Consider the following 25822-nt stretch of genomic DNA (forward strand, 5'->3'; position numbering starts at 1 on the left):
GCCCCTCGGGCCACCCTCCCTCAAGGGGAGAGGTGGCGCGCGTAGCGAGGCTGAGAGGGGGCGTCAGCTCAGGACGGCCGATCCGGATTGCGATTGTTCTCGCAGACAGGTTTGAAAGGCTAACAAAATGGCGCGTTCAGCGATCATCAATGTCATGGTGCAGACCGCCATGAAGGCCGGCCGGTCGCTGGCACGCGACTTCGGCGAGGTGCAGAATCTGCAAGTCTCGCTGAAGGGCCCCGGCGACTATGTCAGCCAGGCCGACCGCAAGGCCGAGGACATCATCTTCGCCGAACTGTCGAAGGCGCGTCCCGGCTACGGCTTCCTGATGGAAGAGCGCGGCGCGGTCGAGGGTGAAGACAACCAGCATCGCTGGATCGTCGATCCGCTCGACGGCACCACCAACTTCCTCCACGGCATTCCGATCTTTTCGATCTCGATCGCGCTGGAACGGCAGGGCCAGATCGTCGCGGCAGTCATCTACAACCCCGCGATGGACGAACTCTATACTGCCGAACGCGGCGGCGGCGCCTTCCTGAATGATCGCCGTCTGCGCGTTTCCGGCCGCACCAAGCTTTCGGATGCGGTCATCGGCTGCGGCGTGCCGCATCTCGGCCGCGGCCACCACGGCCACTTCCTGCTCGAGCTGCGCAATGTCATGGGCGAAGTCGCCGGCGTCCGCCGTCTCGGCTCTGCCGCACTCGACCTCGCCTATGTCGCCGCCGGCCGCATGGACGGGTTCTGGGAGACCGCGCTGTCGCCTTGGGATGTCGCTGCCGGCATCCTGATGGTGCGCGAGGCCGGCGGTTTCATCTCCGACGGCAAGGGCGGCCAGGACATGCTCGAAGGCGGCTCGATCGTCGTCGGCAACGAGACCATCCACCGCGCGCTGCTCAAGACGCTGCAGAAACCCGTAACTCCGCGCTGATCGGCTGCGTAGTTCGCACTTGCTTCGTCCCCGCGCCCGCCCATATTTGGAACGGCGCAGGGACGAACGATGACGGACGATACCCGCAAGCGTGAGATATCCGTGCCCTATGTCGGGCGCTACAGCCATTCGCGCGCCGAACTGATCGCCGACGGCGTGGTCCATGCCATCGGCATCCTGCTCGCCGTGACCGCAGGCTCCGCTCTGCTTTCAATCTCTGCCTCCCGTACCGCCAGCGGCGAATACCTTGCCGCCGTGGTCTTCGTGGTGGCGCTGCTTACCGTGCTGTCGGTGTCGCTCGCTTACAATCTCTGGCCGATCTCGCCGGCCAAATGGGTGCTGCGCCGCTTCGACCATGCCGGCATCTACCTCCTGATTGCCGCGACCTACACGCCGTTCCTGGCCCAGATCGAGGATCGCTCGACCGCTGCCTGGATGGCCGGCATCGTCTGGTCGGCGGCAATCGCCGGGATGACGATCAAGCTCTTGCTGCCCGGTCGTCTCGACCGGCTGGCGGTGGCCTTCTATCTCGCCATGGGTTGGAGCGGCGTCGTCATCCTGCGCCCGCTGATCGCCACGCTGCCATCGGCGACGCTGTGGCTGTTGTTTTCAGGCGGCGTTGTCTACTCCTGCGGCGTCGTCTTCCATGTCTGGCACCGGCTGCGTTTCCAGAGTGCGCTGTGGCACGGCTTCGTCGTCACCGGCGCCGGCCTTCATGTGGCCGCGATGATCGACCTTATGGTCGTGGCCCGCCTCTAGCATTGCTCTGGCAGGGCCGCCCCAGAGCGGGCGATGTGCAAGCGCCTTTCATTTTCGTCACATTTCCGCTTACAGTCGTGGATGACAATCATGCGGAATTTGAAACCGGGGCATCGATGGCATTGTTGAAATCACTTGGGGTGGGCCGGGGCTCGGATGTCCTCAGCTACGACCCGCATCGCCTGTCCTCTCCGCAGGTTTTCTTGCTGACGATGATCATCTTTTTGGCGATCGTCGCCTTTATCGCGGCGATCCTGACCAGGCAGATCAGCCACGCCTTCGGCACCAACCCCGGGCTCAACGGGTTGATCCTGGGCGTGCTGGTGGTCGGCATCGGTCTGGCCTTTGTCCAGGTCGGGCGGCTGTTCCGTGAGGTGCGCTGGGTCAATTCCTTCCGTGCCGGCTCCGAGGTCACCCAGCCGGTGCTGCTCGCGCCGATGAAGGCGATGCTAAGTCGTTCGTCTTCCATGGCGTTTTCGACCAGTTCGATGCGCACCATGCTCGATTCCATCGCCACCCGCCTCGACGAAAGCCGCGACACGTCGCGCTATCTGGTCGGCCTGCTCGTCTTCCTCGGCCTGCTCGGCACCTTTTGGGGCCTGCTGCAGACCATCGGCTCGATTGGCGACACCATCCAGTCGCTCGACCCGGGTTCCGGCGACGCCGCAGCCGTGCTCGAGGCGCTGAAGGCAGGGCTTGCCGCGCCGCTGCAGGGCATGGGCACGGCGTTCTCCTCGTCGCTGTTCGGCCTGGCCGGCTCGCTCGTGCTCGGCTTCCTCGACCTCCAGGCGGGGCGCGCGCAGACGCGCTTTTACACCGAGCTGGAAAACTGGCTCTCCTCGGTCACCGACCTGTCGTCCGACATCGTCGGCGCAGATGCCAAGAACGGCTCGTCCGACGAGGTCCGCGCGCTCAGCGAGCGTTTGCGCAATCTGCAGGAGCAGGGTGGCTCCAACCCGCGTGTCGCCGCCTCCATGGCCAATCTCGCCGACGGTATTTCCGGCCTCGTCAAGAACATGCGCGCCGAACAGCAGATCATGCGCGACTGGGTCGAGGCGCAGTCCGACGAACAGAAGGCGATGCGCAACACGCTCGAAAAGCTCGCCGACGCCCTGAAGAAGGAAGGGGTGCACTAAGGTGGCATTGGCGCGGGGGCGGCGGAGCGACCGCCGTATCGACTATTGGCCGGGTTTCGTCGACGCCCTGTCGACGCTGCTGCTTGCCATCATGTTCCTGCTCTCCGTCTTCGTGCTGGCGCAATTCCTGCTCAGCCGCGAGATCTCCGGCAAGGACGAGGTGCTCACCCGGCTGAACTCGCAGATCAACGAGCTGACGCAGCTATTGGCGCTCGAACGCTCCAACACCCAGGACGTCGAGGATTCGCTTGCCAATCTGCAGGCGTCGCTGTCTGTCGCCGAAGCGGAGAAGAGCCGGCTCGAACAGCTTCTGTCGCAGGGAACGGGCGCAGGAGCGGCGGCCACCGCCCGCATCGGTGCGCTGTCCGGCGAGCTCGACAATGAGCGCCAGGTCAGCCAGCGTGCGCTCAGCCAGGTCGAACTGCTCAACCAGCAAATCGCCGCGCTGCGCAAGCAGATCGGCGCTCTCGAGGAGGCACTCAACGCCTCGGAGGCGCGCGACCGTGAATCCAACACCAAGATCGCCGACCTCGGCCGGCGGCTGAACGTGGCGCTCGCCCAGCGCGTCCAGGAGCTCAACCGTTATCGCTCTGACTTCTTTGGCCGCTTGCGCGAGATACTTTCCGACCGCGAAAACATCCGCATTGTCGGCGACCGCTTCGTCTTCCAGTCGGAAGTGCTGTTTCCGATCGGATCGGAACAGATCAACGACGCCGGCAAGGTCGAGATGAAGAAACTCGCCGGCGCCATAATCGAATTGCAGAAGGAAATCCCGCCGGAGATCAATTGGGTGCTGCGCGTCGATGGCCACACCGACAACATTCCGCTGTCGGGCACCGGCCGTTATCGCGACAACTGGGAGCTTTCTTCGGCCCGCGCGACTTCGGTGGTGAAATTCCTGATCGAGAACGGCGTCCCGGCCAACCGGCTGGTCGCTGCAGGTTTCGGCGAGTTCCAGCCTCTCGACGAAAGCGGCACGGAAGAGGCTCGCTCCAAGAACAGGCGTATCGAACTCAAGCTCACCGAACGCTAACTAAATAATTCGAGCTATTTGGCCGGACTATGTAGGGCGCATGGGCAACGTTTCCAGCGCCAACGCGGCTCGTATGGCGCGAGCCAACATTATTTTTTCTTAATTATGCTTCCCGTGTCGCAAGCCGTAGATTCCAGGTGCAGTCCGGGAAACGCCGGCGATGGCCTCCCACCGCGACGCGACGTGTCTTGACGGACGGCAAGTGCCGGGGGCGGTTCGCCGGCCGGCAGTTTTCGGGAGACGCAATCATGCGCTCTATGGCACTGACGGCCGCGCTTGCGGCCATAGTTGTTTCACTTCCGCTATCGATGGCATCCGCTGGTGGCCGCGACCGCGACCGTGGCAACGATCATGGTGGCGGAGGCCATCATGACAGTGACCGTGGCAAGGATCATGGCGGCAAGGACCATGGCCATCATGACCGTGACCGTGACCGCGGCCCGGACCATATCCAGGGCCGTGTCAACAAGAACGCCTTGGCTATTGCCGGCTCGAAGGGGTTCACTGACGGCGATATCACGGGTTCCGAGGCGCTGACCTATGGAAAGACCCCGCCGACCTGCTCGCCCTACAGGACGACCTGGACCTGCATACCGCCGCAGGGATACGCTGGTTATCGTTGATCCGCTCGGCACTACATACGGTCGCCCTCAGCAAGGCTGGAGGCGACCGTCTCCATTTTGGATCGGACTTTCTGTCCAGTGCTGGTGACCCCCCGGTTACGCCAACGCCATGAAACCCCATCGTCCCATCAGTCCAATTCGATAACCTCCCTGGCCTTGCGATCGGCTGCGGATTGGTATCCTCTCGCCCTGATTCAGACCTGAGGAGAAACCATGTCCTTCGCAAAGCTCGACCAACTCGGCCGCAAGCTCGAGGCGCTCGAACATGCGCTCGCCATTCTGGGCGCTGACGAGGCGACCCACATGGCCGTGGGCGGCGGCGCCAAGCGTGCCGAGGCGATGTCGGCACTCGCCGGCATGCACCATCGCCAGGCCACCGCGCCCGAGATCGGCGACTGGATCGGCGCTGCCGAGCAAGAAGCGCTGAACGCGGAACAAGTCGCTGCGCTGCATGAGTTCCGCCGGCAATACACCAACATGACTTGCCTGCCGTCCGAATTCGTCGAGCGGCAGACTGCGGCGCGGATGCGCTGCGAGCAGCTCTGGCGCGACCTGCGCGCCAAGAATGACTGGACCGGCTTCGAGCCGGCGCTGGAAGGCATCGTCGCGCTCGTCCGCGAGGAAGCCGCGCTCAGATCCGAAGCGCTTGGGCTCGACCCCTACGACGCGCTGATGGAGCAATACGATCCCGGCAATCGCGCCGCCGACATCACGCCCGTCTTCGCCGACCTCAAGGCCTTCCTGAAGGGCTTCGTGCCCGAGGCACTGGCCGTGCAGGAGGAGCGCAGGGCAAAAAATCCGCTGCGTCCGCTGTCGGGCGTCTACGCCATCGAGCGCCAGCGCGAGCTTGGGCTCGCCATGATGGGCGCGGTCGGCTTCGACCTCACCCGGGGCAGCTTGTCGGTGTCGCACCATCCGTTCTGCGGCGGGGTTCCGACCGATGTGCGCATCACCACGCGCTACAAGACCGGCGATTTCCTCTCGGCGCTGATGGGTGTGCTGCACGAGACCGGTCATGCGCTCTACGAGCAGAACCTGCCCGAGGCATGGTCGCATTGGCCGCTCGGCAAGGCGCGCGGCATGGCCGTGCATGAGAGCCAGAGCCTGTTTGTCGAAAAGCAACTCGGCCGCAATCCGGCCTTCTGGCGCTGGGCGCTGGCGCAGATCGACCAGCATCTCGGCGAGCGCTGGTCGATCGACGAGATCCTGCCGTATGTCCATCATGTCGAGCGCGGCCTGATCCGCGTCGCCGCCGACGAGGTCACTTATCCGCTGCATGTCATCCTGCGCTACGAACTCGAGCAGGAACTCGTATCTGGCCGCCTGTCGGTGTCGGACCTGCCCGAGGCGTGGGACGCCAAGATGCGCGACTATCTCGGCCTGTCGACCATCGACAACCCCGCCGACGGGCCGATGCAGGACGTGCATTGGCCGAGCGGTGCCTTCGGTTATTTCCCGTCCTATACGCTGGGCGCGATGATGGCGGCGCAGCAATGGGCGGCACTTTCCAAGGCGCACCCTTCCGTGGACGACGAAATCGCGCGCGGCCGTTTCGACACGGTCAACGACTGGCGGCGTGAAAGGATCTGGTCGCAGGGCTCCCGCTGGTCCACGCCGGACCTGCTCGAACGCGCCACCGGCGAAAAGCTGAATGCGCAGTATTTCACCAACCATCTGAAGAAGCGCTACGGGGCGTAGTTCTTCCCTCGTCCGGCTGCCGCTTCACCCTTTCAACAAGCTCAGGACCACCTCTTCCTGTATCGCAGGGAGGGGGCGGCTCGGCGCTTCCTCGATTCCGCCAACGGCTAGCCGATTGCGGTCCGCCTCAACGTCCTGACCTGGAACACGCCTGCGACCTGCACTGCAAGGCGATGTCTTGCCCCATTGGTGGTGGGGTCGAGCGCGAGTGTCGCGGACGATTACAACTATTGCGCGTATCATATTGAGTATGCATGCAATATATTGGTGTATAGGTGCCTGCGGTGGCATCTCAGGCTGTCGTCATTTCCGATCTACCCAAAATTGGACCGCTTATTTCGAAAGTTTTAATTTGAAGTTGATGGCGCAATTGTATTAGCGAATGACTTACGATTGCACGCAGGCAGATTTTTGATCACTTGCGCATACTCGCCCGTAGTGGGCGTCCGGAAGATAGGCAGGGACATGGTGCATACATTTGGCCGTAAGGTTGCGATGAAAACTCGCGTTGAATCGTCACGAGCGGCCGAAGTACCACCCAGTCCTTTTCTGGGTCTCGTCGACCGCGTCGGCATCTTGCGGGCCGGCATGGCGCTGGTGACGCTCGCGGCCGTGGCGGTTGTGCTGGGCGCGGCAACGCCTGCACTCGCGGCGGATCAGTATTGGGATGGCAACAACGCATCAGGCGCAGTCGATGGTGGTGCCGGCACCTGGGATGGCACTCTCACAAATTGGACCGATATGGCGGGAGCGGGCAGTGCCGCTTGGGTCAGCGGCGGCACGGCGGTATTCGGTGGCACCGCAGGTGAGGTCGGCGTCAGAGGAAATCAGCACTTCGATACGCTACGCTTCATGACCAGCGGTTACAGACTTACGGGTGCCCCCACCGACACGCTCGTCCTGTCACCCACGGGCGGCGGGACAGCCGCAACGATAGTAGTGGGCAATAGCGTCACTACCGAGATCGGAACGATCGTGGAAGGCTCGGCCGGGCTCACTGTCACTGGCGACGGCGTGCTCCAGTTCAAAGATTGGGCGAATACCTATACCGGCGCAACCACCATCGGCACTGGAGCCACTCTCCAGTTGATCGGCAGCAATAGCACGATCAGTGCGTCGAGTGGCCTGACCGTTGATGGCACGCTCGACATTTCGCGCGCAGGCGCTGGCAGCATCAAGGCGTTGACGGGCAGTGGCTTAGTCAAGCTCGCCGACAAGCCTCTTACCATCACGGCTGCCAGCGGTACCTTCTCTGGCGTTATCTCCGGTAGCGCCGGCATCAGCATCGCTGCTGGGACACAGATTTTCACCGGCAATAACACCTTCACCGGAAGTGCCAGCGTCTTCAGCGGCGCGACGTTGCAGTTGGGAGATGGTGGCACGACAGGTTCTATTGCTGGTGCGATAGGCAATTTTGGCACAGTCATCTTCAATCGCTCCGACGATCTTACCTTTACTGGCCAAATCAATAGTGCTGGATCATTCCAGCACATCGGTGGCGGCAAGTTGACCCTTACGGGCGTTGGCAACAGCGCCAGCGGCACGGGCAGCGTGCTGATCTCCAACAACAGTACGCTTCAGTTCGGCGATGGCGGGGCGAGCGGTTGGCTGGGTGGGACCGATGGCAAGATCACCATCGACGCTGGCAGCAAGCTGATTTCCAATATGTCCAATGGCCTGGGTTACCTGCCGCAGAACGTTAAGCTCGCCGGTGCGGGGCAGTTCTTCAAGCAGGGATCGGGCACAATCACTCTGAGAGGTGACAGTTCCGCATTCGCCGGCAAAACCTTCGTGAACGCCGGCATGCTCAATGTCGGTTACAAGGGCATCGGCACGCTGGCTGGGCCCATCTCCGTTGACTCCGGCGCTCGGTTCGGCGGCAGCGGCACGGTGATCGGCAACGTGACAATTGCTGCTGGCGCGACGCATCGCGTTGGCGACACCGTGCCGGTTACCCCTGTGGCGGGCCTTGTCCAAACCCAGACGATCACTGGCAATTACGTCAACCACGGCATCTTCGAGGTCGAGGCGTCACCGACATCCGCCGACAAGCTGACGGTCAATGGCACAGTGGACATCACGGGCGCAACGCTCAACCTGCTGCTGACACCGATCAATTCCGGCCCCTGGCTGCCGCAGAACGGTCCGTTCACGATCATCGACAACGACGGCACCGATGCCGTCATCGGCACCTTCGCTTCGGTCGGCAATCTCAACAATCTCGTCTTCCTTGACCATCTCATCAACTACGCCGGCGGCGTCGACGGCAACGACGTGACCCTGACGCTAAGCCGCAACAATGTCGGGCTGATTGATATCGCCCGAGCGCCAAATCAGTCCGCAATAGCCGGTGCGGTCGCAGCCCTTCCGACGTCCAATCCCGTTGCGGCTGCGCTTTTGATGTCGAGCGGCGAAGACCAGGCCCGCGATGCGCTCGACCAGCTCTCCGGCGACGTCCATGCATCGGCGAGCGGCGCTTCGACCCAGACGAGTTCGTTCCTGGGCGAGTTCGCAACCGACCGCGTCCGCTCGGCCTTCGGCGACGTGGCTGCGCCTGCGCTGCCTGTCATGGCCTATGGCGACGACGGCATCGAGCTGGTCGCGGCCGATACCGATCGTTTCGTCGTCTGGGGTCAGGCGCTCGGCAATTGGGGCTCCGCGGATGGCGACGGCAACGTCGATGGTTTTGACTATTCGAGCGGCGGCCTGGTTGCCGGTGGCGACACCATCGTCGGCGACGGCTGGCGGCTCGGCCTGCTGGCCGGCTACAGCCGCACCAGCTTTGACACCGACGATGGTGCCTCGTCCGGCGACAGCGATAACTTCCACTTGGGCGTCTATGGCGGACGCCACTTCGGTGCGGTCGCCCTGCGCGCCGGTGCCGCCTACACCAGGCATGCCATCGACACGACGCGCACAGTGTCGTTCCCTGGCCTGAACCAGATGCTGAAGGCCGACTACGCCGCCAACACCGCCCAGGCCTTCGTCGAGACGGGCTACCGGACAGAAATGGGCCGGGTTGCTTTCGAGCCGTTCGCAGGCCTCGCTTACGTCAGCACCTCGACCGACGCCTTCACCGAGACCGGCGGTGCAGCAGCGCTTTCGAGCAAGGCTTCCACCTTCGACAGCACGACCACGACGCTCGGCCTGCGCGCCGCTACCGACTTCAGCCTCGGTCAGGCTCAGGCCACGGCGCGCGGTGGGTTGGGCTGGCGCCATGCCTTCGGCGACGTCGCGCCGACTTCCACGGTTGCCTTTATCGGTGGCGACGACTTCACCGTCTATGGCAGCCCGATCGCCCGCGATGCCTTGCTCGTCGAAGCCGGGCTCGATTTTGCGATCTCGCCCAAGGCCAATTTCGGCCTGGGCTACACCGGGCAGGTCGCAAGCGGCGCCCGCGACCATGGCGTCAAGGCAAGCTTCGGCGTGATGTTCTAAGCCGGCTGGCCGATCCGTCGATACCCAAAGCGCGCCCCGCGTCCTTGCCGACGCGGGGCGTTTGCATTTGTCTGCGAAGTGCATCGTCCCGACGATTGACGCTATGCGAGATTTTGCTGAGTATCGGCGGCCGATCTCGTCCGTAACACTCGACGTGAGTTCCTCGATGAATATCCCCGTTGCCCAGCAGTACCGCACCGTTCCGCTGCCCGACTACCAGGAGATCCCGGTGGAAGAAATGCGTGCTGGCGCGCAGTCATTCTACGACGAGATCCGCACGCGCCACACGGTGCGCGATTTCTCGAGCCGGCCTGTGCCGCGCGATATCATCGAGACCTGCATCATGGCGGCCGGCACAGCACCCAACGGCGCCAATCACCAGCCCTGGCATTTCGCCGTCATCGGCGATGCCGAGATCAAGCGCCAGATCCGCGAGGCGGCAGAGATCGAGGAGCGCGCCTTCTACGAGGGCCGCGCCGGCGAGGAGTGGCTGAAGGCCTTGGCGCCGCTCGGCACCGATGCCTCCAAGCCGTTCCTGGAGGAAGCGCCGTGGCTGATCTGCATCTTCGGCGAGCGCAAGAGCCGCTCGGCCGACGGTGTGTCGCGCAAGAACTACTACGTGCCCGAATCGGTCAGCATCGCCACCGGTTTTTTGATCGCCGCACTGCATCGCGCAGGTCTCGCGACGCTCACCCATACGCCCAACCCGATGAGCTTCCTCAACCAGATCTGCGGCCGCGACCCGCACGACAAGCCCTACATCCTGATGGTGGTGGGCTATCCCAAGGAGGGCGCGACGATCCCGGTGCATGCCATGGAAAAGCGGCCGCTGTCGGAGATCGCGACGTTTCTGTGAGGCGCTACCCCGCCGCGCCCTGGAAGGCGCCGGCGCCGGTGTCGAACTGCAGCTTTGCCAGCCCGGCATAGACGCCGCCCTTGGCGACCAGGCTTTGGTGCGTGCCTTCCTCGACGATGCGCCCGCCATCCATCACCAGGATACGGTCGGCCTTCAGCACGGTTGCCAGGCGGTGGGCGATGACGATGGTCGTGCGGCCCTGCATCAGATGCTCGAGCGCTGTCTGGACCTGCTTTTCGCTTTCGGCGTCGAGTGCGGAGGTCGCCTCGTCGAGCAGCAGGATCGGCGCGTCGCGCAGGATGGCACGCGCGATGGCGATACGCTGGCGCTGGCCACCGGAGAGCGTCACGCCGCGTTCGCCGACCTGTGTCGCATAGCCATCCTGCAGCTTGCCGATGAAGCCGTTGGCAAGGGCCGCCTTGGCCGCCTGCTCGATCTCGCCCTGCGATGCGCCGGGCCGGCCAAAGCCGATGTTTTCGGCCGCGGTGCTGGCGAAGATGGTCACGTCCTGTGGCACGATGGCGATACGCGCACGCACGTCTTCGGGATCGGCCTTCTGCAGGTCGACGCCGTCGATGATGACAGCGCCCTTTTCGGGGTCATAGAAGCGCAGCAGCAGCGAAAAGACGGTGCTCTTGCCCGCGCCTGACGGCCCGACAATAGCCACGGTCTCGCCGGGCTTCACCTTGAAGCTCAGCCCGTGGACGGCGGCGCGATCCGGGCGGACTGGGTAGGAAAAGGTCACGTCGCGGAACTCGATCGCGCCGCTGCTCTTGGCGGGCAGCGCGACGGGCGAGGCGGGTGCCGCGACGGTCGGCTTTTCGGCCAGGATCTCGGTGATGCGCTCGGCGGCACCGGCGGCAGCACTCAGTTCGCCCCACACTTCCGACAGGGCGCCCAGCGCGCCGGCGGCAAACACCGAATAGAGCAGGAACTGGCCGAGCGTTCCCGGCGAGATCGTGCCCTCCAGAACGTCGCGCGACCCGAACCACAGCACCGCCACGACGGAGGCGAAGATGGTGAAGATGGCAAAGAACGTCAGCACCGCGCGCGCCAGCACCGAGGCGCGGGCAGCGTTGAAGGCGGTCTCGACCGCAGCGGCGAATCGCTTCGTCACCAGCCCTTCGTTGGTGAAAGCCTGAAGCGTGCGGATGGCACCGATCTGCTCGCTGGCGAATGCGGTGGCGTCGGCCAGCGTGTCCTGTGCCAGGCGCGATTTGCGGCGAACCGAGCGGCCGAAGGCGACCAGGGGCAGCACGATCAGCGGAATGGCGCCGATTACCAGGCCCGACAGTTTCGGGCTGGTGATCACCATCATCGTCAGTGCGCCGAGGCCCAGGATGACGTTGCGCAGCGCCACGGATGCGGTGGCGCCGACGGCCGACTTGATCTGGGTGGTGTCGGCGGTCAGCCGCGAGACGATCTCGCCCGACATCGCCGTGTCGAAGAAGGCCGGCGACAGGCTGGTGACGTGGCTGAAGACATCGCGGCGGATGTCGGAAACGACGCGCTCGCCGAGGGTGATGACGAAGTAGTAGCGGCACGCCGAGGCGAGCGCGAGCAGGCCGGCGATCGCCACCAGCATGGCGAAATATTTGGCGATGAAGGTCGAATCGGCAGAGGAAAAGCCGTGGTCGATCATGCGGCGCACGGCGATCGGCAGGGTCAGCGTGGTGATGGCTGCGGCGACCAGTGAAATGATGGCGCCGACCACCAGTGTGGGGTAGCGATAGAGATAGGGAGAAAGCCGACGCAACGGGCGCAGCGAACGCCGACGCTCTTCTTTAGCGTCCAAGGTCGTGTTCGCCATGCTATTTCCCTCTCAGCCGCCTGTGTTGCCGGGGATTGTAGTTCATTTGCCCGGCAGCGCGGCCTTGTGATTCAATTTCGGCTGTTGTATAGGCACGCCGACCGTTTCTGAAGCCGTGGTCTATCTAGACGTGGCTTCGAATTTTCGAAAGAGGCGCATCGCCGCAGGATACCTGCGCCAGCCGCGCCGCGACAGCAGGAACAGAGCGATGAAAGCCGATATCCATCCCGACTACCACGCCATCAAGATCGTCATGACCAATGGCACCGAATACATGACCCGCTCCACCTGGGGTAAGGAAGGCGATACGATGAACCTCGATATCGACCCGACCACGCACCCGGCCTGGACCGGTGGTCAGCACAACCTGCTCGACCGCGGCGGCCGTCTGTCGAAGTTCAAGAAGCGCTACGAAGGCCTCGGCATCTAAGCCGTCCTGTTCCGCAGAATACGAAAAACCCGCCTTCGTGGCGGGTTTTTTTTGTTCACGGGGCTTTTTGCCATTTAGGCAGGGGGGGCTCGCCGGCCCGCGGCGCGACCCTACCCGGCCTGTCGCTGTTGGCGCGCCACCGCATGCTCGATCAGCCGGCCGACCAGGTCGGGATAGGCGACGCCCGAGGCGGCCATGGTCTTCGGATACATGCTGATATTGGTGAAGCCGGGGATGGTGTTGACCTCGTTGACGAGGGCTGAACCGTCGGCGCGGACAAAGAAGTCGACGCGCGCCATAGCCTCGCAACCGAGCGACAGGAAGGCCTTGCTGGCGATTTCCTGCAGCGTTTTGGTCGCCTGTTCCGGCAACTCCGCCGGGATGCGCAGCGCGGCTCCGTCGGCGTCGATATATTTGGCCTCGTAGGTGTAGAAGCCGTGGCTCGCGGCGGGTGCGATCTCACCCGGGACCGACACGAACAGCGTGCCGTCGGGCTGTTCGAGCACGGCGAATTCGACCTCGCGCCCGGCGACGAACTCTTCGATCAGCACTTTGCGGTCGTGCCGGAACGCCCCGGCAAGCGCCGTCTCCAGCTGTTCGGCGGTCTCGGCCTTGCTCACGCCCACAGAAGAGCCCTGGCGCGCCGGCTTAACGAAGACGGGCAGGCCGAGCGCGGCCTCGACTGCCGCAAAGGAGGGCCGCTCGCCGGCATGCACTGTGACGGCGCGGGCAACCGGCAGCCCGGCTTCCTTCATCAGCCGCTTGGCGACATCCTTGTCCATGGCGTTGGCCGAGCCGAGCACGCCGCAACCGACGTAAGGAACATCAGCCACCTCTGCCAGGCCCTGCACCGTGCCGTCCTCGCCGAACGGCCCGTGCAGCACCGGAAACAGCACGTCGATTCGGGGCAGCTCATGTGGCACACCGTCTTCGGGAAGGGCAACCAGCCGGCCCTTGCCGCCGGGCAGCAGGCTCACTTCGCTGCCGCGCTCTGGAACGCCAGCAGGCAGGGCGCCCTCAGGCCCGAGTTCGGCGAGCAGCCAGCGGCCGTCGCGGGCGATGCCGATCGGCACGATTTCATATTTCGCAGGGTCGATCGCCTTGACGACGTTGCTTGCGGACATGATGGAAACGTCGTGCTCGGCGGAGCGCCCGCCGAAAAGAACTGCGATGCGTAGCTTGCTTGCCATGATCCCGTCCGCCTTGTCCCTCTGCGACCGCGCCAGTTCCAGGTGCGATTCGACGTCCTGATTGCGCAGCAAATCGATCATATCTGTGGCGGCTGCGACAAGTTCTGTCGCGAGCCCCGCCTCAGGTCTTGTCTTTGGCCTTGTGGCCCTTGTGGCCCTTGTGGTCGGAGTGGCCGAGATCGCGGCCCGGATCAATCACGTCGCGCACCAGCTGCTTGAGCTGGGCGGCATCGGGAAAGCCGCCATCGCGCTTGCGGTCCCAGATCAGCTCATCGTTGCAGGTGATGGTGAAGACGCCCCCGGTGCTTGGCACCAGCGTGACTTCGCCGAGTTCGGTACCGAATGTGGAAAGCAGTTCCTGCGCCATCCAGCCGGCACGCAGCAGCCACATGCACTGGGTGCAATAGGTGATGCGGATCTGGGGGAGGGGCGTGGCGGTCAAGGGCTGCTCTAGTGGGAGTTGTGGGTCCTTCAAGGCTCGCCCTACGGGCTCGCACCTCAGGATGAGGGAGGTTGGCGCTGAAAGTCCTCATCCTGAGGTGCCCGCGAAGCGGGCCTCGAAGGACCCACCAAAAGAAAACGCCCCGGACTTGCCGGGGCGATTGCTTACTCTGCGCTGAGCTTGGCCAGCGTCGCTTCGTCGACCTCGAAATTGGCGTAGACGTTCTGCACGTCGTCGTCGTCTTCGAGCGTGCCGACCAGCTTCATCAGCGACTGGGCGCGTTCCTCGTCGACCGGAACGTTGTTCTGCGGCTTCCAGACGATCTTCACCGACTCGGCTTCGCCGAGCGCGCTTTCCAGCGCCTTGGAGACATCGCTGAGGCTTTCGAAGGCGCAGGTGATGGTGTGGCCGTCCTCGTCCGACTGCACATCGTCGGCGCCGGCCTCTATGGCCGCATCCATCACCTTGTCGGCGCTGCCGGCCTTGGCAGCATAGAGGATTTCGCCGACGCGATCCCACATGAACGACACCGAGCCGGTTTCGCCCATCGCACCGCCTGATTTGGTGAAGGCGGCGCGCACGTTGGAAGCGGTACGGTTGCGGTTGTCGGTGAGCGCTTCGACGATCAGCGCGATGCCACCGGGGCCGTAGCCTTCGTAGCGCACTTCCTCGTAGTTCTCGGCGTCGCCCATCGAGGCCTTGGAAATGGCGCGCGCGATGTTGTCCTTGGGCATCGACACCGCCTTGGCGTTCTGCACGGCCAGGCGCAGGCGCGGATTCATCGAGGGGTCGGGCACGCCGGTCTTTGCCGCAACGGTGATTTCGCGCGCTAGTTTTGAGAACATCTTGGACCGCACCGCGTCCTGGCGGCCCTTGCGGTGCATGATGTTCTTGAACTGTGAATGGCCGGCCATGGGACCCCTGTCTCTGTCGCTTTGGCAATATTGGAATGGTCGGCCTTATAGATAAATCGGCTCAATTCGTCCAGACTGCTGGGCTTCCAGCAGTGAGCTAGGACATGCCGCGACCGCGCATGCCATCATGGGTGCTGCGCTGCTGTCTTAGGCGGCGTCCTGAAGCTGCTGGGCACCGATGCGCACGGTATTGCGGCCTGCGGCCTTGGCCTCGTAGAGCGCCCTGTCTGCGGCCAGCAGCAGGTCGTCGAAATGTGCGACCTTGGCCGCCGCCTGTGCTGCCACCCCGATGCTGACGGTGAGGCGCAGCCGCTCGCCGGAAGCCACGGTGATCCTGGCGGTCTCGACGGCAAGGCGTATCCGCTCGGCGATGGCTGCTGCCTCGATCGGATCCGTCCTTGGCAGCAGTGCCGCGAATTCCTCGCCACCGGTCCGACCGAACAAATCGTCTTCGCGCAGCACCGACGACACGACGCGGAAGAATTCCTGCAATGCCTTGTCGCCGGCGGCATGCCCCAGGCGGTCGTTGATGCGCTTGAAATGGTCGATGTCGAGCATCAGCAGCGCCGCGTTGCGAGACGTGCGCGATAACTGCCTGAGCTTGGCCTCTCCGCGTCGCATGAAAGCGCCGCGCGACAGCGCGCCGGTGAGCGAATCGTGGTTTGCCTGGTGGGACAGCTTGTCGATCAGTTCCTTGCGCGCGGTGTTCGTGCTCGCCACCGTCAGCGGCCCGAGCGCCATCAGGGCCACGCCGAGCCGGATCGAGTCGAGCAGCCGGATTGGATTCGGCAGGTAGGACAAGGGGATCATTTGCGCCGGCAGCGAGATCAGCAGCCAGGTGGACAGCGCCATGGTCAGTACGGTGGTGGTGAACAGGCTGTAGGTCAGCGCGCACCATAACAGGGCGGGGATCGGAAATGCGAGTACGCCGGGACCGCCGACGACGATGCCGACGCCGACCGAGGCCAGAAGCGCCAAAGCGGGCGCAAGATGCAACATACCGGCCAGTCCGACGCCGGCCTGCACCTTGCCTTGCCGCAGCAGCGCCTTCACTCCGGGAAAGGTCAACACCATGGGCAGCACGATCAGGTGGTTGACCAGTTCGCTGACGGACCAGAAGGCAAGGCCATCGAAGAAGTCCTTGCCGAACAGCAGGTGCGATGCGGCTCTGCCGACGACTGCTGAGGCCATCGATGCGCCGCAAGCGGCAGCGAAGAGATAAAGCACCGAAACCGGACGGCGCAACCGGCGGTCTTGTTCGGGCATGAGCCTGAACAGCACATAGCCCGTCGCAGCGCCTGCGATGTTGGCGGCTGTCAGCCAGATGGTCGTGGGCATGTCGCTACCCGTCACGAAGTCGGCGACAAAAAAGCCGGCAAAGGCGCCCAGCCAGCCCAAGGTCGTGGCGTAGGCCGGATTGCGCACCATCAAGCCCAGCAGGACGGCATTTGCCGGCCATACGGCCGCCAGGAAGCCTATCGGCCTGGTCAGGATGCCGAGCAGCGAGGCGGCGAATACCGCGCCTGCGACGATCAGTGCGAAAACTAGCTTTCGGGCAAGACTGACTTGGTCGGGATAACGTTCAATGGCGCTGCGCACTTTCTTCCTTCTGGTCCCGTCAAGCCCCCCTTGAGCCGGACCATCGGTCAAAACAGTTCACCCCACCTTAATGGGGCAGCGCCGATTGGAGTTTTCCGCATGATGTGCTGCGGTTCAACGCCGCAGTTTTCGGCTTGCCGCCGAAACGGGTCCGGCGGCGGGGTGCTGCCCCGCCGCCGGCCTTGTTCGGGGTCAGTGCCCGTTCGAGCCTTCACGCTTGGCATGCCGCTTCCGCTGCAGCATGTTGAGGCTTTCGACCAGCGCCGAGAAGCCCATGGCGGCATAGATGTAGCCCTTGGGCACATGGAAGCCGAAGCCGTCGGCAATCAGCGTCATGCCGATCATCAACAGGAAGCCCAGCGCCAGCATGACGATGGTCGGGTTCTTCTCGATGAAGTTGGCAAGCGGCGTCGCCGCCAGCAGCATCACCGAAACCGCCACGATCACGGCGATGTACATGATGCCGATCTCGTCGGTCATGCCGACGGCAGTGATGATCGAGTCGACCGAAAACACCAGGTCGAGCAGCAGGATCTGGAAGATCGCGCCGCCGAGCGACAGCTGCAGCGTGCGCGATACGATCTCGTCCTTGTGGTCTTCGGGATCGACCGAATGGTGGATTTCCTTGGTCGCCTTCCAGACCAGGAACAGGCCGCCGGCGATCAGGATCAGGTCACGCCAGGAGAAGCCGTGGCCGAAGGCCGAAAAGATCGGTTCCTTGAGCGCGACGATGAAGGAGATGGTGGCAAGCAGCAGCAGGCGCATGATCAGTGCTGCGCCGATGCCCAGCCTGCGAGCCGGGACCTGCTGCTCCTTCGGCAGCTTGTTGGTCAGGATCGAGATGAAGATCAGGTTGTCGATGCCGAGCACGACCTCGAGCGCGATCAGCGTCAGCAGGGCGATCCACGCCGCTGGATCGTTGATGAAGCTAAGATACGGCGTCAGGAATTCGATGATCGGCATGTCCCCTTTGTCCTTCTAAATGGCAATCGAGCGGCCGGTGGGCCGCTCTAACAATTGCTGACGTGTCGCGGGCAAGTAGGTATCCACTGGCCCCTCGTCAATGTCAGGACCAGAAGGAAGGGAAAGTTTCTTCGAGCCGGGGGCCGCGACGCAATGGCGCGATGCGTTCGGCGAGGCCGGTGCGGTCGGAGATGTCGACGCCGACGCCGCAGATCGTTGCCGGCCCGTTGGCCGCCTCGAAGCGGCCCTTCGGCACCTTCGACAGGAAGCGGTTGAGCGGTTCCTCCTTGTCCATGCCGAGCGAGGAATCATAGTCGCCGCACATGCCGGCGTCGGTCAGGTAGGCCGTGCCACCATTGAGGATCTGGTGGTCGGCGGTCGGCTGGTGCGTATGCGTGCCGACGACCAGGCTGGCGCGGCCATCGACGAAATGCGCAAAGCACATCTTTTCGCTCGTCGCCTCGGCGTGGAAGTCAATCACCACAGCATCCGCCTGTTCGCCGAGCGGGCAGGCGGCCAACTCGCGCTCGCCGGCCTGGAACGGATCGTCCAGTTCGGGATGCATGAACACCCGGCCCATGATGTTGGACACCAGCACGCGTGCGCCGTTTTTCGCGATGTAAAGGCCGGAGCCGCGGCCGGGCGTACCTTTCGGGAAATTTGCCGGCCTGAGGAAACGGTCCTCGCGTGGGGCGAAGGCCAGCGCCTCGCGCTGATCCCAGACGTGGTTGCCGGTGGTCACCACGTCAGCACCCGCATTGAGCGTCTCGCGAAAAATCTCTTCGGTGATGCCGAAACCGCCGGCGGCGTTCTCGCCATTGACGATGACGAAATCGAGCCGGAAATCCGAAATCAGGCCGGGCAGTTGGTTCCACACCGCAGTGCGTCCGGCCTTGCCCACCATGTCGCCAAGAAAAAGTAATCTCATGAATTCATCTACAATTCGGGAGCGAAGCGGCGCAACCCGCTTTCGGTCAGTATTTCGGGGATGATGACGTCGTGGTTCTCGTCGGGCACGCGCTCGACCTCCTGGCAGTCGAAGGCGATGCCGATCAGCTTGGGATGCTTGCCGGCGTCGTGCAATCTGGCGATCGCTCGGTCGTAGTAACCGGCGCCGTAGCCGATACGGTGGCCGCGCCCGTCGAATGCGGCCAGCGGCACCAGCATGACATCGGGGTCGAGCACCTCGGCTTCCTCATGCGGGCCGACCGTGCCGAATCCCATGTCGACAAGTGGTGCGCCGCGCACCAGTTCGCGGAAGACGATGGTGTGCTTGTCGAGGATCGCCGGCAGGCAGAGCCGCGCGCCGTGTTCGCGCAGGGCAAACATCATCGGCCGCACGTCGACCTCCGAGCGCATCGGCCAGAAGCCGGAGACGATCATGCCGGGTTCGACGGAAATGTTGTCGCGCGCGGTCTCGGCCATCTCCAGCGACGCCTCGATGCGCCAGAACTGGTCGAGCGCGTCGCGGCGCCCCAGCGCTTCCTTGCGCAAGTGCTTCTTGATCTCGCGGTGGGAGGTCATGCGGACAGCAGCCGGTTCGTTTCGTTGCCCGTGTTTCGCATATTGGCGACAGCGGCGGCAAGCGCGGCGGTTCCGGTCCGGAGGGAAAGCGACGATCCACGCAACCGGTGAAGAAGTCGATCCCGGAGACCTACAAAGTAGGTGGGCGCCGTATGGAAAAACCCACGGGTCTTCCCAGGGACAGCTCCCTAAGGATCGTTAAGGCCCCGGGGAAAATGCTCTCCTGCCGCGAGGCGCAGACCGTCATGACCAATATAGGCGCTTGAGACGCAATGCGCCATGGCGATAGTGCCGTCGCGCCACGATATTTGTGGGGCGCGGCAGGCAGCACAGGGGCCTTTCCACAGGGCAAGAAAAAATGGCCCGCGCTTGCCCCATAGCCCGCACCTCCCTACTGTCGCCTGCGACGAGAATTTGGAGTTTCGCATGCGTTTTGAAGGTACGTCGGCATATGTCGCCGACAAGGATCTGATGGTGGCGGTCAATGCGGCAATCGCGCTGGAGCGGCCGCTGCTGGTCAAGGGCGAGCCCGGCACCGGCAAGACCGAGCTTGCCCGCCAGGTCGCCGCCGGCCTCGGCCTCGAGATGATCGAGTGGAACGTCAAGTCCACCACCAAGGCGCAGCAGGGCCTCTATGAGTATGACGCCGTCTCGCGCCTGCGCGACAGCCAACTCGGTGACGAGCGCTTCAACGACATCAAGAACTACATCAAGCGCGGCAAGCTGTGGGAAGCCTTCGCCGCCGGCAGGAAGGTGGTTCTGCTGATCGACGAGATCGACAAGGCCGACATCGAGTTCCCCAATGACCTGTTGCAGGAACTCGATCGCATGGAGTTCTTCGTCTACGAGACCGGCGAGACGATCCGCGCCGACGTGCGCCCCATCGTCATCATCACCTCGAACAACGAAAAGGAACTGCCCGACGCCTTCCTGCGCCGCTGCTTCTTCCACTACATCCGCTTCCCCGACGTCGACACGCTGCACAAGATCGTCGAGGTCCACTATCCCGGCATCAAGCAGAACCTTGTCCGCGCGGCGCTGACCCAGTTCTACGAGATCCGGGAGGTTCCCGGCCTCAAGAAGAAGCCGTCGACTTCAGAAGCGCTCGACTGGATCCGCCTGTTGGTCGCCGACGACGTGTCGCCCGAAGACCTGCGCGCCGACCCCAAGAACGCCCTGCCCAAGCTGCATGGCGCGCTGCTCAAGAACGAGCAGGACGTGCATTTGTTCGAGCGGCTGGCTTTCATCGCCAGAAGGCAGGGGTGAGGAGCGGTCCGCGCAGCGGACGAAAAGCCAACGATTTGGCTTTTCGAGCGACGAACGCCCGGAGCCATGGCGGAGGGCAGGGCCTTGCCCCCACATCCGGCCCTTCGGGCCCTCTTCTCCGCGTCGGGGAGAAGAGGGCGGTAGCGTTTCAAACCTCCTCTCCCCAACGGGGAGAGGTCTGCCGAGCGTAGCGGAGGCAGGGTGAGGGGGGCGACAACCCCGGCCAGCGCTTTCCCCGCTGTGGACCGTTGGCTGCGGGGCACCGTTCGGGCAGTTTCCCGCTCAATCGACGCAATCACGGAAACAAAAGCCGATGACCGCCATCACCATCCGACCGCTGCAACTCGCCGACCATGACGACTGGCGCCGTCTCTGGACCGCCTATCTTGAGTTCTACGAAACCGTCCTGCCGGAGGAGACCTACCAGCTCACCTGGAAGCGTCTGTTCATCGAAGGCGAGTTCGAGCCCAAGGGCTTCATAGCCATCCTTGACGGCAAGGCGGTCGGCCTGACGCACTACCTCTACCACCGCTCGGGCTGGTCCGAGGCCAACAACTGCTACCTGCAGGATTTGTTCGCCGACCCGGCCGTGCGCGGCAAGGGCGTTGGCGCAGCGCTCATCAAGGCGGTCAAGGAGCAGGCGACCAGCGCCGGCGTCAAGAACGTCTACTGGATGACCCACGAGACCAACGCCACTGCGCGCAAGCTCTACGACCGCGTGGCACGCCGCACCGGCTTCATCGAATACGATCTGCTGTAGGGCTCGTGTACATGAGCGGGTGGTCGCTGGCCTGCGACCGCCCAGTTCTCAGCCCGAAGTCTTGGCCACCCATTGATGCCACTGGGCCTCGCTGCCGCGGAAGGCGTTGAGGTCGATCTTGCCGTCGACGCCGTGCGACAGGCCCGAACCCGAATACTGCCAGAACACCCAGTTGCGGCCCGGATAGACCTTGGACGGCGGCTCGGCCACGGCGCGCAGCCAGAACGGATAGTCCTGGAAATGGCCGCGGAGGTTGTCGCGGTAGAAATCGGGCGCGGTGTAGATGACCGGACGCTGGCCGTAATGGCGCTCCAGCTTGTCCATGAAGACCTGCATCTTTTCGCGGATCTTCTCGGGGCTGTGGCGCCGCTTGCAGCTCGATTCGCCATTGTATTCGACGTCAATGACCGGCGGCAGCGCGCCGGGCACCTTGGGCACGTTGCGGATGAACCAGTCGGCCTGTTCGCCTGCGGTGCGGCACCAGTAGAAGAAGTGATAGGCGCCGCGCTTCAGGCCGGCCGCGTCCGCCGCGCGCCAGTTCTTCCGGAACATCGGGTCGAGATGGTCGCCGCCGTCGGTGGCCTTGATGTAGGCGAAGTTGGCGCCCTGCGTGCGCAGCTTCGGCCAGTCGATTTCGCCTTGCCAGCGCGACACGTCCACGCCGTGGACGGCAAAGTTCTTGGGCGACATGGTGCGGCCGAAATTGATCGGCTTGGCGTCACCGAAGCGGCGGCCGTAGACCTTGCCGGGGGCGAAGGGGGTGGCGCGCATCGGGTTGGACGGCGCCACCAGCGCGATCGGCTTGGCGTCAGGCGTGGGAATGCTGCCGAGATCGGCCATCGGCGCGGCCATCGCCAACTGCACCGGCTCTTCGGTAACGATCGCCGCTGGCACGGGCGGTGGTGCGACCAGTACGTTGGGCTGCGGCATGGGCGCGGCCATGGCGGCCTGCACGGGCACGACGGGCGTTGCAGCGGTAATCTCAGCCTGCGGAACAGGACTTGCCGGACGCACGACCGAGGCGGTCGTCTCCCTCGACGTCATCGAAGGCATGAGGTCGCTGAGGCCCATGCTGGAGCTGCAGCCGGTCAGAGCCATGCTGATGAGAATGATCGCTGAAGCTGCTGAAAAACGCATAGGTACCCGTACGCAAAACAACTCGGACCGACGGCAACACAGGCTGCCGAATCCAACTGACGGGAAATGCTAACGGGAAATTACCAAAAAAGACTGAATCCGAATTTTAACTCTGGTGTGGCAGCAAAGCAGCTGTGATCTGCCGACGGCGGGCTTGCCTGCCGGCACGAGCCGAAGCAAAGTGCCGCCATGTTCATACCCTTCTTTCTCGAACTCAAGGCGGCCAAGGTTCCGGTGTCGCTCAGGGAATATCTGGCGCTGCTCGAGGCGCTGGATGCCGACCTTGTCACCTATGACGTCGAGGGTTTTTACTACCTCGCCCGCGCGGCCCTGGTGAAGGACGAGCGCCACATCGACCGTTTCGATCAGGTTTTTTCGCACTACTTCAAGGGCGTCGAGGCGATTGCCGGCGAGGGTGCGGTCGATGTCGCCAATATTCCCGAGGAATGGCTGCGCCGGCTCGCCGAAAAGACCCTCAGCGAGGAAGAGAAAAAACTGGTCGAGGCGCTCGGCGGCTTCGAAAAGCTGATGGAGACGCTGAAGCAGCGGCTTGAGGAGCAGAAGGGCCGCCACCAGGGTGGCTCGAAATGGATCGGCACCGCGGGAACCTCGCCCTTTGGCGCCTATGGCTACAATCCCGAGGGCGTGCGCATCGGTCAGCACGAGAGTCGCCACCGCCGCGCGGTAAAAGTCTGGGACAAGCGCGAGTTCAAAAATTTCGACGATTCGGTCGAGCTCGGCACCCGCAACATCAAGGTGGCGCTCAAGCGCCTCCGCCGCTGGGTGCGCGAGGGGGCGGACGAGGAGCTCGACCTGCCCGGCACCATCCACGCCACCGCCGATCACGGCTATCTCGACGTCAAGACGCGGCCCGAGCGGCGCAACGCGGTGAAGCTGCTGATGTTCTTCGACGTCGGCGGCTCGATGGACGATCACATCAAAGTCGTGGAGGAACTGTTTTCGGCGGCGCGCGTCGAGTTCCGCCAGCTCGAATATTTCTACTTCCACAACTGCCTCTACGAGGGCGTCTGGAAGGACAACCGCCGCCGCCATTCGGAGGTCATTCCGACGCTCGACGTGCTCCACAAGTACGGCCACGACTACAAGGTCATCTTCGTCGGCGACGCCGCGATGAGCCCCTACGAAATCGCCTATGCCGGCGGCTCGGTCGAGCACTGGAACCCGGAACCGGGGGCCGTGTGGCTGCGCCGCGTGCTCGAGCAATGGCCCAATGCCGTCTGGCTCAACCCGACGCAGGAAAAGCATTGGGGCTATACGAGCTCGATCAAGATGGTCAGTGAGATATTCTCCAACCGCATGTACCCGCTGACGCTCGCCGGCCTCGAGGCTGCAACAAAGCAATTGTCGCGCAAGCACTGACGGATCGGCGGCTACACCAATAAGTGATGCACTGTCAGGCCGGGCCGCCCGTAACTATCTGTGCGAAGAAAAGACCAAGCCTGGGAGACCATGAACATGGACACCAAGACCTATCCCGTCACCCGTACCGACGCCGAATGGCGCGCCCTTTTGACGCCCGAGCAGTACCAGGTGATGCGCCAGCACGGCACCGAACGACCGGGCAGCTGCGCGCTGCTGCATGAAAAGCGCGCCGGCACCTTCGCTTGTGCCGGCTGCGACCAACCCTTGTTCGAAGCGAAGCTCAAGTTTGAGAGCGGCACCGGCTGGCCGAGCTTCAACGATCCCGTCGAGGGGGCGGTCGAAACGACCGTCGATCGCACCTATGGCATGGTCCGCACCGAGGTGCATTGCGCCAATTGCGGCAGCCATCTCGGCCACGTCTTTCCCGACGGCCCGCCGCCAACCGGCCTGCGCTACTGTATCAACGGTGTCGCGCTGAACTTCGAGCCGGCGAGCTGAATCTGCCTCTCAGAGCAGGCTGGCGAGGATGATCCAGGCCGTCGCGCCGAGTTTGAACGTGCTGGCATTGTAGGTCTCGGTCATGTCGGTCGTGCGTAGCACGCTGCCATACAGGAAGAGGTTGTAGGGCAGCGGGATCACGTGCACGGCGACCGCCAGCGGTGCGGGCAGTTTCGCCGCGAGGATCAGCAGCGCAAGCACGGTGGTGACGACGTTGATCACGCTGCCTATGGCGATCATGTCGCGCCAGAACAGCTGGTTGAGCGGCACCTCGCCGTTCCAGCGCCGCGAGAAGAACGCGGCGAGGCGGCCTTGTCCACCCCCAGTGCCGGCGTTGCTCGAAGGATGAAGTCGCCCGGTCTCCGTCATCGTTCCTGACCTCGCGCCATTGTTGGGATTGTGAGAACCTGTCGTCCAGATAGGGCATCACCAGTGCCGCATTGGCAATCTCGCCACAAGTAGCGTCCTCGGACAAGGCGAACGGTCGTTGGGGCGCTTCGGTTCCGACACCGGCTCAAATTCCTGCCGCGTCGATCTCCTGCATCAATCGCTGCGAGGCCACCAGGCAGCGGCGGGCGCGTTCCTCTGATGGCACCGTCTCGGCCAGACGGGCCATCGGGATCTCGATGCTGAGCGGTCTGTCCTTGGGCAGGGCACCAAGATAGGTGCTGAGCGGCAGCGCGCCTTCGCCTGGCAGATCGCGGTCGAAGGCTGAGTGGCGGATCATCGTCTCCATGTCCTGCGGCGCCGATGGTGCATCGCAAAGGTGGATGTTGTGGAGCAGCGAGCGGTCGATTTTGGCAAGCCTGTCCGCTGCAATGCCCATGCGGTCGATGTGCAGCATATCGAGGATCAGCCCCGCGCCATGCGCAGCGCCTGCCGCAACCACCGCAAGCGCCTCGTCGAGCGTGCCCGCCGCGCGGTGGGCTATGGGCTCGAAGTCGACGCCCAGCCCGAAGCCTGCCGCCATCTCCGCGAACCGAGCGAAGCGCTCTTCGATTTCCGCTTGTTCGATCGCGCCCCGGAGGTCGGCAACGGCGATCAGCCTGGGCGTCCCCAGGCTTGCTGCGGCCTCCATCGCCAGGGCACTGTGCGACAGGTCGAAATCCCGGCGGATCATCCAGCTTTCGACCTCGGTCACGCTCAGCCCGGTGTCGTCGAGCATCTTCCTGCAATCGGCGAGCAGTGCCTTGTTGCCAAACAGCGGTGACGGGGCGTCCGCGGCGGCTGTCGGGTGAATCCTGAGACCGAGATGATCGTAGCCGACATCAGCAGCGATCCGGATCGATTCCAGAGGCGAAGCGACCGGAGCGGTCAGATACGACATCGAGAAGCGTCTCATTTGGGCATTCCTGTCTGCGGTGACGCGGGTCGGATCGTCGGGTGCGGCGCGCTCGGCGGCAAGTCCACGGCGGCTTCGCGCCTAGGTCCCCCC

The 25822-nt window shown here is 63.8% G+C and carries 24 protein-coding genes and 1 other RNA gene; 13 read left to right on the forward strand and 12 right to left on the reverse strand.

Going from position 1 to position 25822, the window contains the following annotated elements; genetic code table 11:
* Positions 1-127: 127 nt before the first annotated feature.
* From ABSY17_RS05095 to ABSY17_RS05130, 8 genes are all read left to right on the forward strand, one after another.
* Positions 128-928, forward strand: a complete 801-nt coding sequence (locus tag ABSY17_RS05095) for an inositol monophosphatase family protein (protein ID WP_378947500.1) — start codon at positions 128-130, stop codon at positions 926-928.
* A gap of 69 nt (positions 929-997) precedes the next feature.
* Entirely contained in the window at positions 998-1687 is a 690-nt protein-coding gene (locus ABSY17_RS05100; protein WP_378947503.1) for a hemolysin III family protein, read from the forward strand.
* 116 nt (positions 1688-1803) lie between these two features.
* Positions 1804-2823 (forward strand): MotA/TolQ/ExbB proton channel family protein, encoded by a 1020-nt coding sequence (locus tag ABSY17_RS05105; RefSeq protein WP_378947506.1) that lies wholly within the window; start codon positions 1804-1806, stop codon positions 2821-2823.
* 1 nt (position 2824) lies between these two features.
* Positions 2825-3856: a peptidoglycan -binding protein gene (locus ABSY17_RS05110; protein WP_378947509.1), complete on the forward strand. Its 1032-nt coding sequence runs from the start codon at positions 2825-2827 to the stop codon at positions 3854-3856.
* Positions 3857-4104: 248 nt separating this feature from the next.
* The gene (locus ABSY17_RS05115; RefSeq protein ID WP_378947512.1) at positions 4105-4479 is read left to right on the forward strand and encodes a hypothetical protein; all 375 of its coding nucleotides are present in this window, start codon (positions 4105-4107) and stop codon (positions 4477-4479) included.
* A gap of 213 nt (positions 4480-4692) precedes the next feature.
* Positions 4693-6177, forward strand: coding sequence for a carboxypeptidase M32 (locus ABSY17_RS05120; RefSeq protein ID WP_378947515.1), 1485 nt, complete (start codon positions 4693-4695; stop codon positions 6175-6177).
* A 495-nt stretch (positions 6178-6672) separates the two neighbouring features.
* Positions 6673-9615, forward strand: a complete 2943-nt coding sequence (locus ABSY17_RS05125) for an autotransporter domain-containing protein (protein WP_378947517.1) — start codon at positions 6673-6675, stop codon at positions 9613-9615.
* Between the two features lie 166 nt (positions 9616-9781).
* Entirely contained in the window at positions 9782-10471 is a 690-nt protein-coding gene (locus tag ABSY17_RS05130; protein WP_378947520.1) for a nitroreductase family protein, read from the forward strand.
* A gap of 4 nt (positions 10472-10475) precedes the next feature.
* On the opposite strand, the gene ABSY17_RS05135 is transcribed toward ABSY17_RS05130, so the two are convergent.
* Positions 10476-12281 (reverse strand): ABC transporter transmembrane domain-containing protein, encoded by a 1806-nt coding sequence (locus ABSY17_RS05135; protein ID WP_378947523.1) that lies wholly within the window; start codon positions 12279-12281, stop codon positions 10476-10478.
* Positions 12282-12489: 208 nt separating this feature from the next.
* Between ABSY17_RS05135 and rpmE the strand changes: the two genes are divergently transcribed.
* Complete coding sequence (gene rpmE, locus ABSY17_RS05140; RefSeq protein WP_108609677.1) at positions 12490-12711, forward strand: 50S ribosomal protein L31; 222 nt, start codon at positions 12490-12492, stop codon at positions 12709-12711.
* A gap of 110 nt (positions 12712-12821) precedes the next feature.
* Here rpmE and ABSY17_RS05145 read toward each other — a convergent pair whose 3' ends face one another.
* From ABSY17_RS05145 to ssrS, 8 genes are all read right to left on the reverse strand, one after another.
* A complete protein-coding gene (locus ABSY17_RS05145) occupies positions 12822-13901 on the reverse strand; it encodes a D-alanine--D-alanine ligase family protein (protein WP_378947525.1) in 1080 nt (359 codons plus the stop codon).
* 121 nt (positions 13902-14022) lie between these two features.
* Entirely contained in the window at positions 14023-14292 is a 270-nt protein-coding gene (locus ABSY17_RS05150) for a SelT/SelW/SelH family protein (RefSeq protein WP_378952429.1), read from the reverse strand.
* 215 nt (positions 14293-14507) lie between these two features.
* Entirely contained in the window at positions 14508-15257 is a 750-nt protein-coding gene (locus tag ABSY17_RS05155; protein ID WP_378947528.1) for a YebC/PmpR family DNA-binding transcriptional regulator, read from the reverse strand.
* Positions 15258-15404: 147 nt separating this feature from the next.
* Positions 15405-16856, reverse strand: a complete 1452-nt coding sequence (locus ABSY17_RS05160; RefSeq protein WP_378947531.1) for a diguanylate cyclase — start codon at positions 16854-16856, stop codon at positions 15405-15407.
* A 192-nt stretch (positions 16857-17048) separates the two neighbouring features.
* Entirely contained in the window at positions 17049-17819 is a 771-nt protein-coding gene (locus tag ABSY17_RS05165; protein WP_378947534.1) for a TerC family protein, read from the reverse strand.
* Positions 17820-17922: 103 nt separating this feature from the next.
* On the reverse strand, positions 17923-18747 hold the full coding sequence (locus ABSY17_RS05170) for a YmdB family metallophosphoesterase (protein WP_378947537.1): 825 nt from the start codon (positions 18745-18747) through the stop codon (positions 17923-17925).
* Positions 18748-18755: 8 nt separating this feature from the next.
* Entirely contained in the window at positions 18756-19343 is a 588-nt protein-coding gene (locus tag ABSY17_RS05175) for a 5-formyltetrahydrofolate cyclo-ligase (protein ID WP_378947540.1), read from the reverse strand.
* An 89-nt stretch (positions 19344-19432) separates the two neighbouring features.
* Positions 19433-19588: non-coding RNA, 6S RNA (gene ssrS, locus ABSY17_RS05180), on the reverse strand.
* 181 nt (positions 19589-19769) lie between these two features.
* On the opposite strand from ssrS, the gene ABSY17_RS05185 reads away from it, so the two are divergent.
* Both ABSY17_RS05185 and ABSY17_RS05190 read left to right on the forward strand, forming a co-directional pair.
* Positions 19770-20609 (forward strand): AAA family ATPase, encoded by an 840-nt coding sequence (locus ABSY17_RS05185; RefSeq protein WP_378947543.1) that lies wholly within the window; start codon positions 19770-19772, stop codon positions 20607-20609.
* A 313-nt stretch (positions 20610-20922) separates the two neighbouring features.
* On the forward strand, positions 20923-21369 hold the full coding sequence (locus ABSY17_RS05190; protein ID WP_378947546.1) for a GNAT family N-acetyltransferase: 447 nt from the start codon (positions 20923-20925) through the stop codon (positions 21367-21369).
* 48 nt (positions 21370-21417) lie between these two features.
* Here ABSY17_RS05190 and ABSY17_RS05195 read toward each other — a convergent pair whose 3' ends face one another.
* Positions 21418-22506, reverse strand: a complete 1089-nt coding sequence (locus ABSY17_RS05195) for a GH25 family lysozyme (RefSeq protein ID WP_378947549.1) — start codon at positions 22504-22506, stop codon at positions 21418-21420.
* 189 nt (positions 22507-22695) lie between these two features.
* Between ABSY17_RS05195 and ABSY17_RS05200 the strand changes: the two genes are divergently transcribed.
* Positions 22696-23886 carry a VWA domain-containing protein gene (locus tag ABSY17_RS05200; protein ID WP_378947551.1) on the forward strand — a complete coding sequence of 397 codons (1191 nt, stop codon included), beginning with the start codon at positions 22696-22698 and terminating at the stop codon, positions 23884-23886.
* A 96-nt stretch (positions 23887-23982) separates the two neighbouring features.
* Positions 23983-24387 (forward strand): peptide-methionine (R)-S-oxide reductase MsrB, encoded by a 405-nt coding sequence (gene msrB, locus ABSY17_RS05205; RefSeq protein WP_378947554.1) that lies wholly within the window; start codon positions 23983-23985, stop codon positions 24385-24387.
* Between the two features lie 9 nt (positions 24388-24396).
* Here msrB and ABSY17_RS05210 read toward each other — a convergent pair whose 3' ends face one another.
* Both ABSY17_RS05210 and ABSY17_RS05215 read right to left on the reverse strand, forming a co-directional pair.
* Positions 24397-24756 (reverse strand): hypothetical protein, encoded by a 360-nt coding sequence (locus ABSY17_RS05210; RefSeq protein ID WP_378947557.1) that lies wholly within the window; start codon positions 24754-24756, stop codon positions 24397-24399.
* A 145-nt stretch (positions 24757-24901) separates the two neighbouring features.
* The gene (locus ABSY17_RS05215) at positions 24902-25729 is read right to left on the reverse strand and encodes a sugar phosphate isomerase/epimerase family protein (protein ID WP_378947560.1); all 828 of its coding nucleotides are present in this window, start codon (positions 25727-25729) and stop codon (positions 24902-24904) included.
* Between the last annotated feature and the right edge of the window lie 93 nt (positions 25730-25822).

Origin of the sequence: Mesorhizobium sp. ANAO-SY3R2 (assembly GCF_042466635.1) — a bacterium.
Lineage (GTDB): Bacteria > Pseudomonadota > Alphaproteobacteria > Rhizobiales > Rhizobiaceae > Aminobacter.

Coding starts and splice junctions, on each gene's coding strand:
- ABSY17_RS05150 (WP_378952429.1), bottom strand. CDS start 14,292: ATGTGGCTGCTGCGTGCCGGCTGGATGGCGCAGGAACTGCTTTCCACA.
- ABSY17_RS05105 (WP_378947506.1), top strand. CDS start 1,804: ATGGCATTGTTGAAATCACTTGGGGTGGGCCGGGGCTCGGATGTCCTC.
- ABSY17_RS05115 (WP_378947512.1), top strand. CDS start 4,105: ATGCGCTCTATGGCACTGACGGCCGCGCTTGCGGCCATAGTTGTTTCA.
- ABSY17_RS05130 (WP_378947520.1), top strand. CDS start 9,782: ATGAATATCCCCGTTGCCCAGCAGTACCGCACCGTTCCGCTGCCCGAC.
- ABSY17_RS05215 (WP_378947560.1), bottom strand. CDS start 25,729: ATGAGACGCTTCTCGATGTCGTATCTGACCGCTCCGGTCGCTTCGCCT.
- msrB (WP_378947554.1), top strand. CDS start 23,983: ATGGACACCAAGACCTATCCCGTCACCCGTACCGACGCCGAATGGCGC.
- ABSY17_RS05095 (WP_378947500.1), top strand. CDS start 128: ATGGCGCGTTCAGCGATCATCAATGTCATGGTGCAGACCGCCATGAAG.
- ABSY17_RS05185 (WP_378947543.1), top strand. CDS start 19,770: ATGCGTTTTGAAGGTACGTCGGCATATGTCGCCGACAAGGATCTGATG.
- ABSY17_RS05135 (WP_378947523.1), bottom strand. CDS start 12,281: ATGGCGAACACGACCTTGGACGCTAAAGAAGAGCGTCGGCGTTCGCTG.
- ABSY17_RS05170 (WP_378947537.1), bottom strand. CDS start 18,747: ATGAGATTACTTTTTCTTGGCGACATGGTGGGCAAGGCCGGACGCACT.
- rpmE (WP_108609677.1), top strand. CDS start 12,490: ATGAAAGCCGATATCCATCCCGACTACCACGCCATCAAGATCGTCATG.
- ABSY17_RS05195 (WP_378947549.1), bottom strand. CDS start 22,506: ATGCGTTTTTCAGCAGCTTCAGCGATCATTCTCATCAGCATGGCTCTG.
- ABSY17_RS05210 (WP_378947557.1), bottom strand. CDS start 24,756: ATGACGGAGACCGGGCGACTTCATCCTTCGAGCAACGCCGGCACTGGG.
- ABSY17_RS05155 (WP_378947528.1), bottom strand. CDS start 15,257: ATGGCCGGCCATTCACAGTTCAAGAACATCATGCACCGCAAGGGCCGC.
- ABSY17_RS05175 (WP_378947540.1), bottom strand. CDS start 19,343: ATGACCTCCCACCGCGAGATCAAGAAGCACTTGCGCAAGGAAGCGCTG.
- ABSY17_RS05145 (WP_378947525.1), bottom strand. CDS start 13,901: ATGGCAAGCAAGCTACGCATCGCAGTTCTTTTCGGCGGGCGCTCCGCC.
- ABSY17_RS05125 (WP_378947517.1), top strand. CDS start 6,673: ATGAAAACTCGCGTTGAATCGTCACGAGCGGCCGAAGTACCACCCAGT.
- ABSY17_RS05165 (WP_378947534.1), bottom strand. CDS start 17,819: ATGCCGATCATCGAATTCCTGACGCCGTATCTTAGCTTCATCAACGAT.
- ABSY17_RS05100 (WP_378947503.1), top strand. CDS start 998: ATGACGGACGATACCCGCAAGCGTGAGATATCCGTGCCCTATGTCGGG.
- ABSY17_RS05120 (WP_378947515.1), top strand. CDS start 4,693: ATGTCCTTCGCAAAGCTCGACCAACTCGGCCGCAAGCTCGAGGCGCTC.
- ABSY17_RS05190 (WP_378947546.1), top strand. CDS start 20,923: ATGACCGCCATCACCATCCGACCGCTGCAACTCGCCGACCATGACGAC.
- ABSY17_RS05200 (WP_378947551.1), top strand. CDS start 22,696: ATGTTCATACCCTTCTTTCTCGAACTCAAGGCGGCCAAGGTTCCGGTG.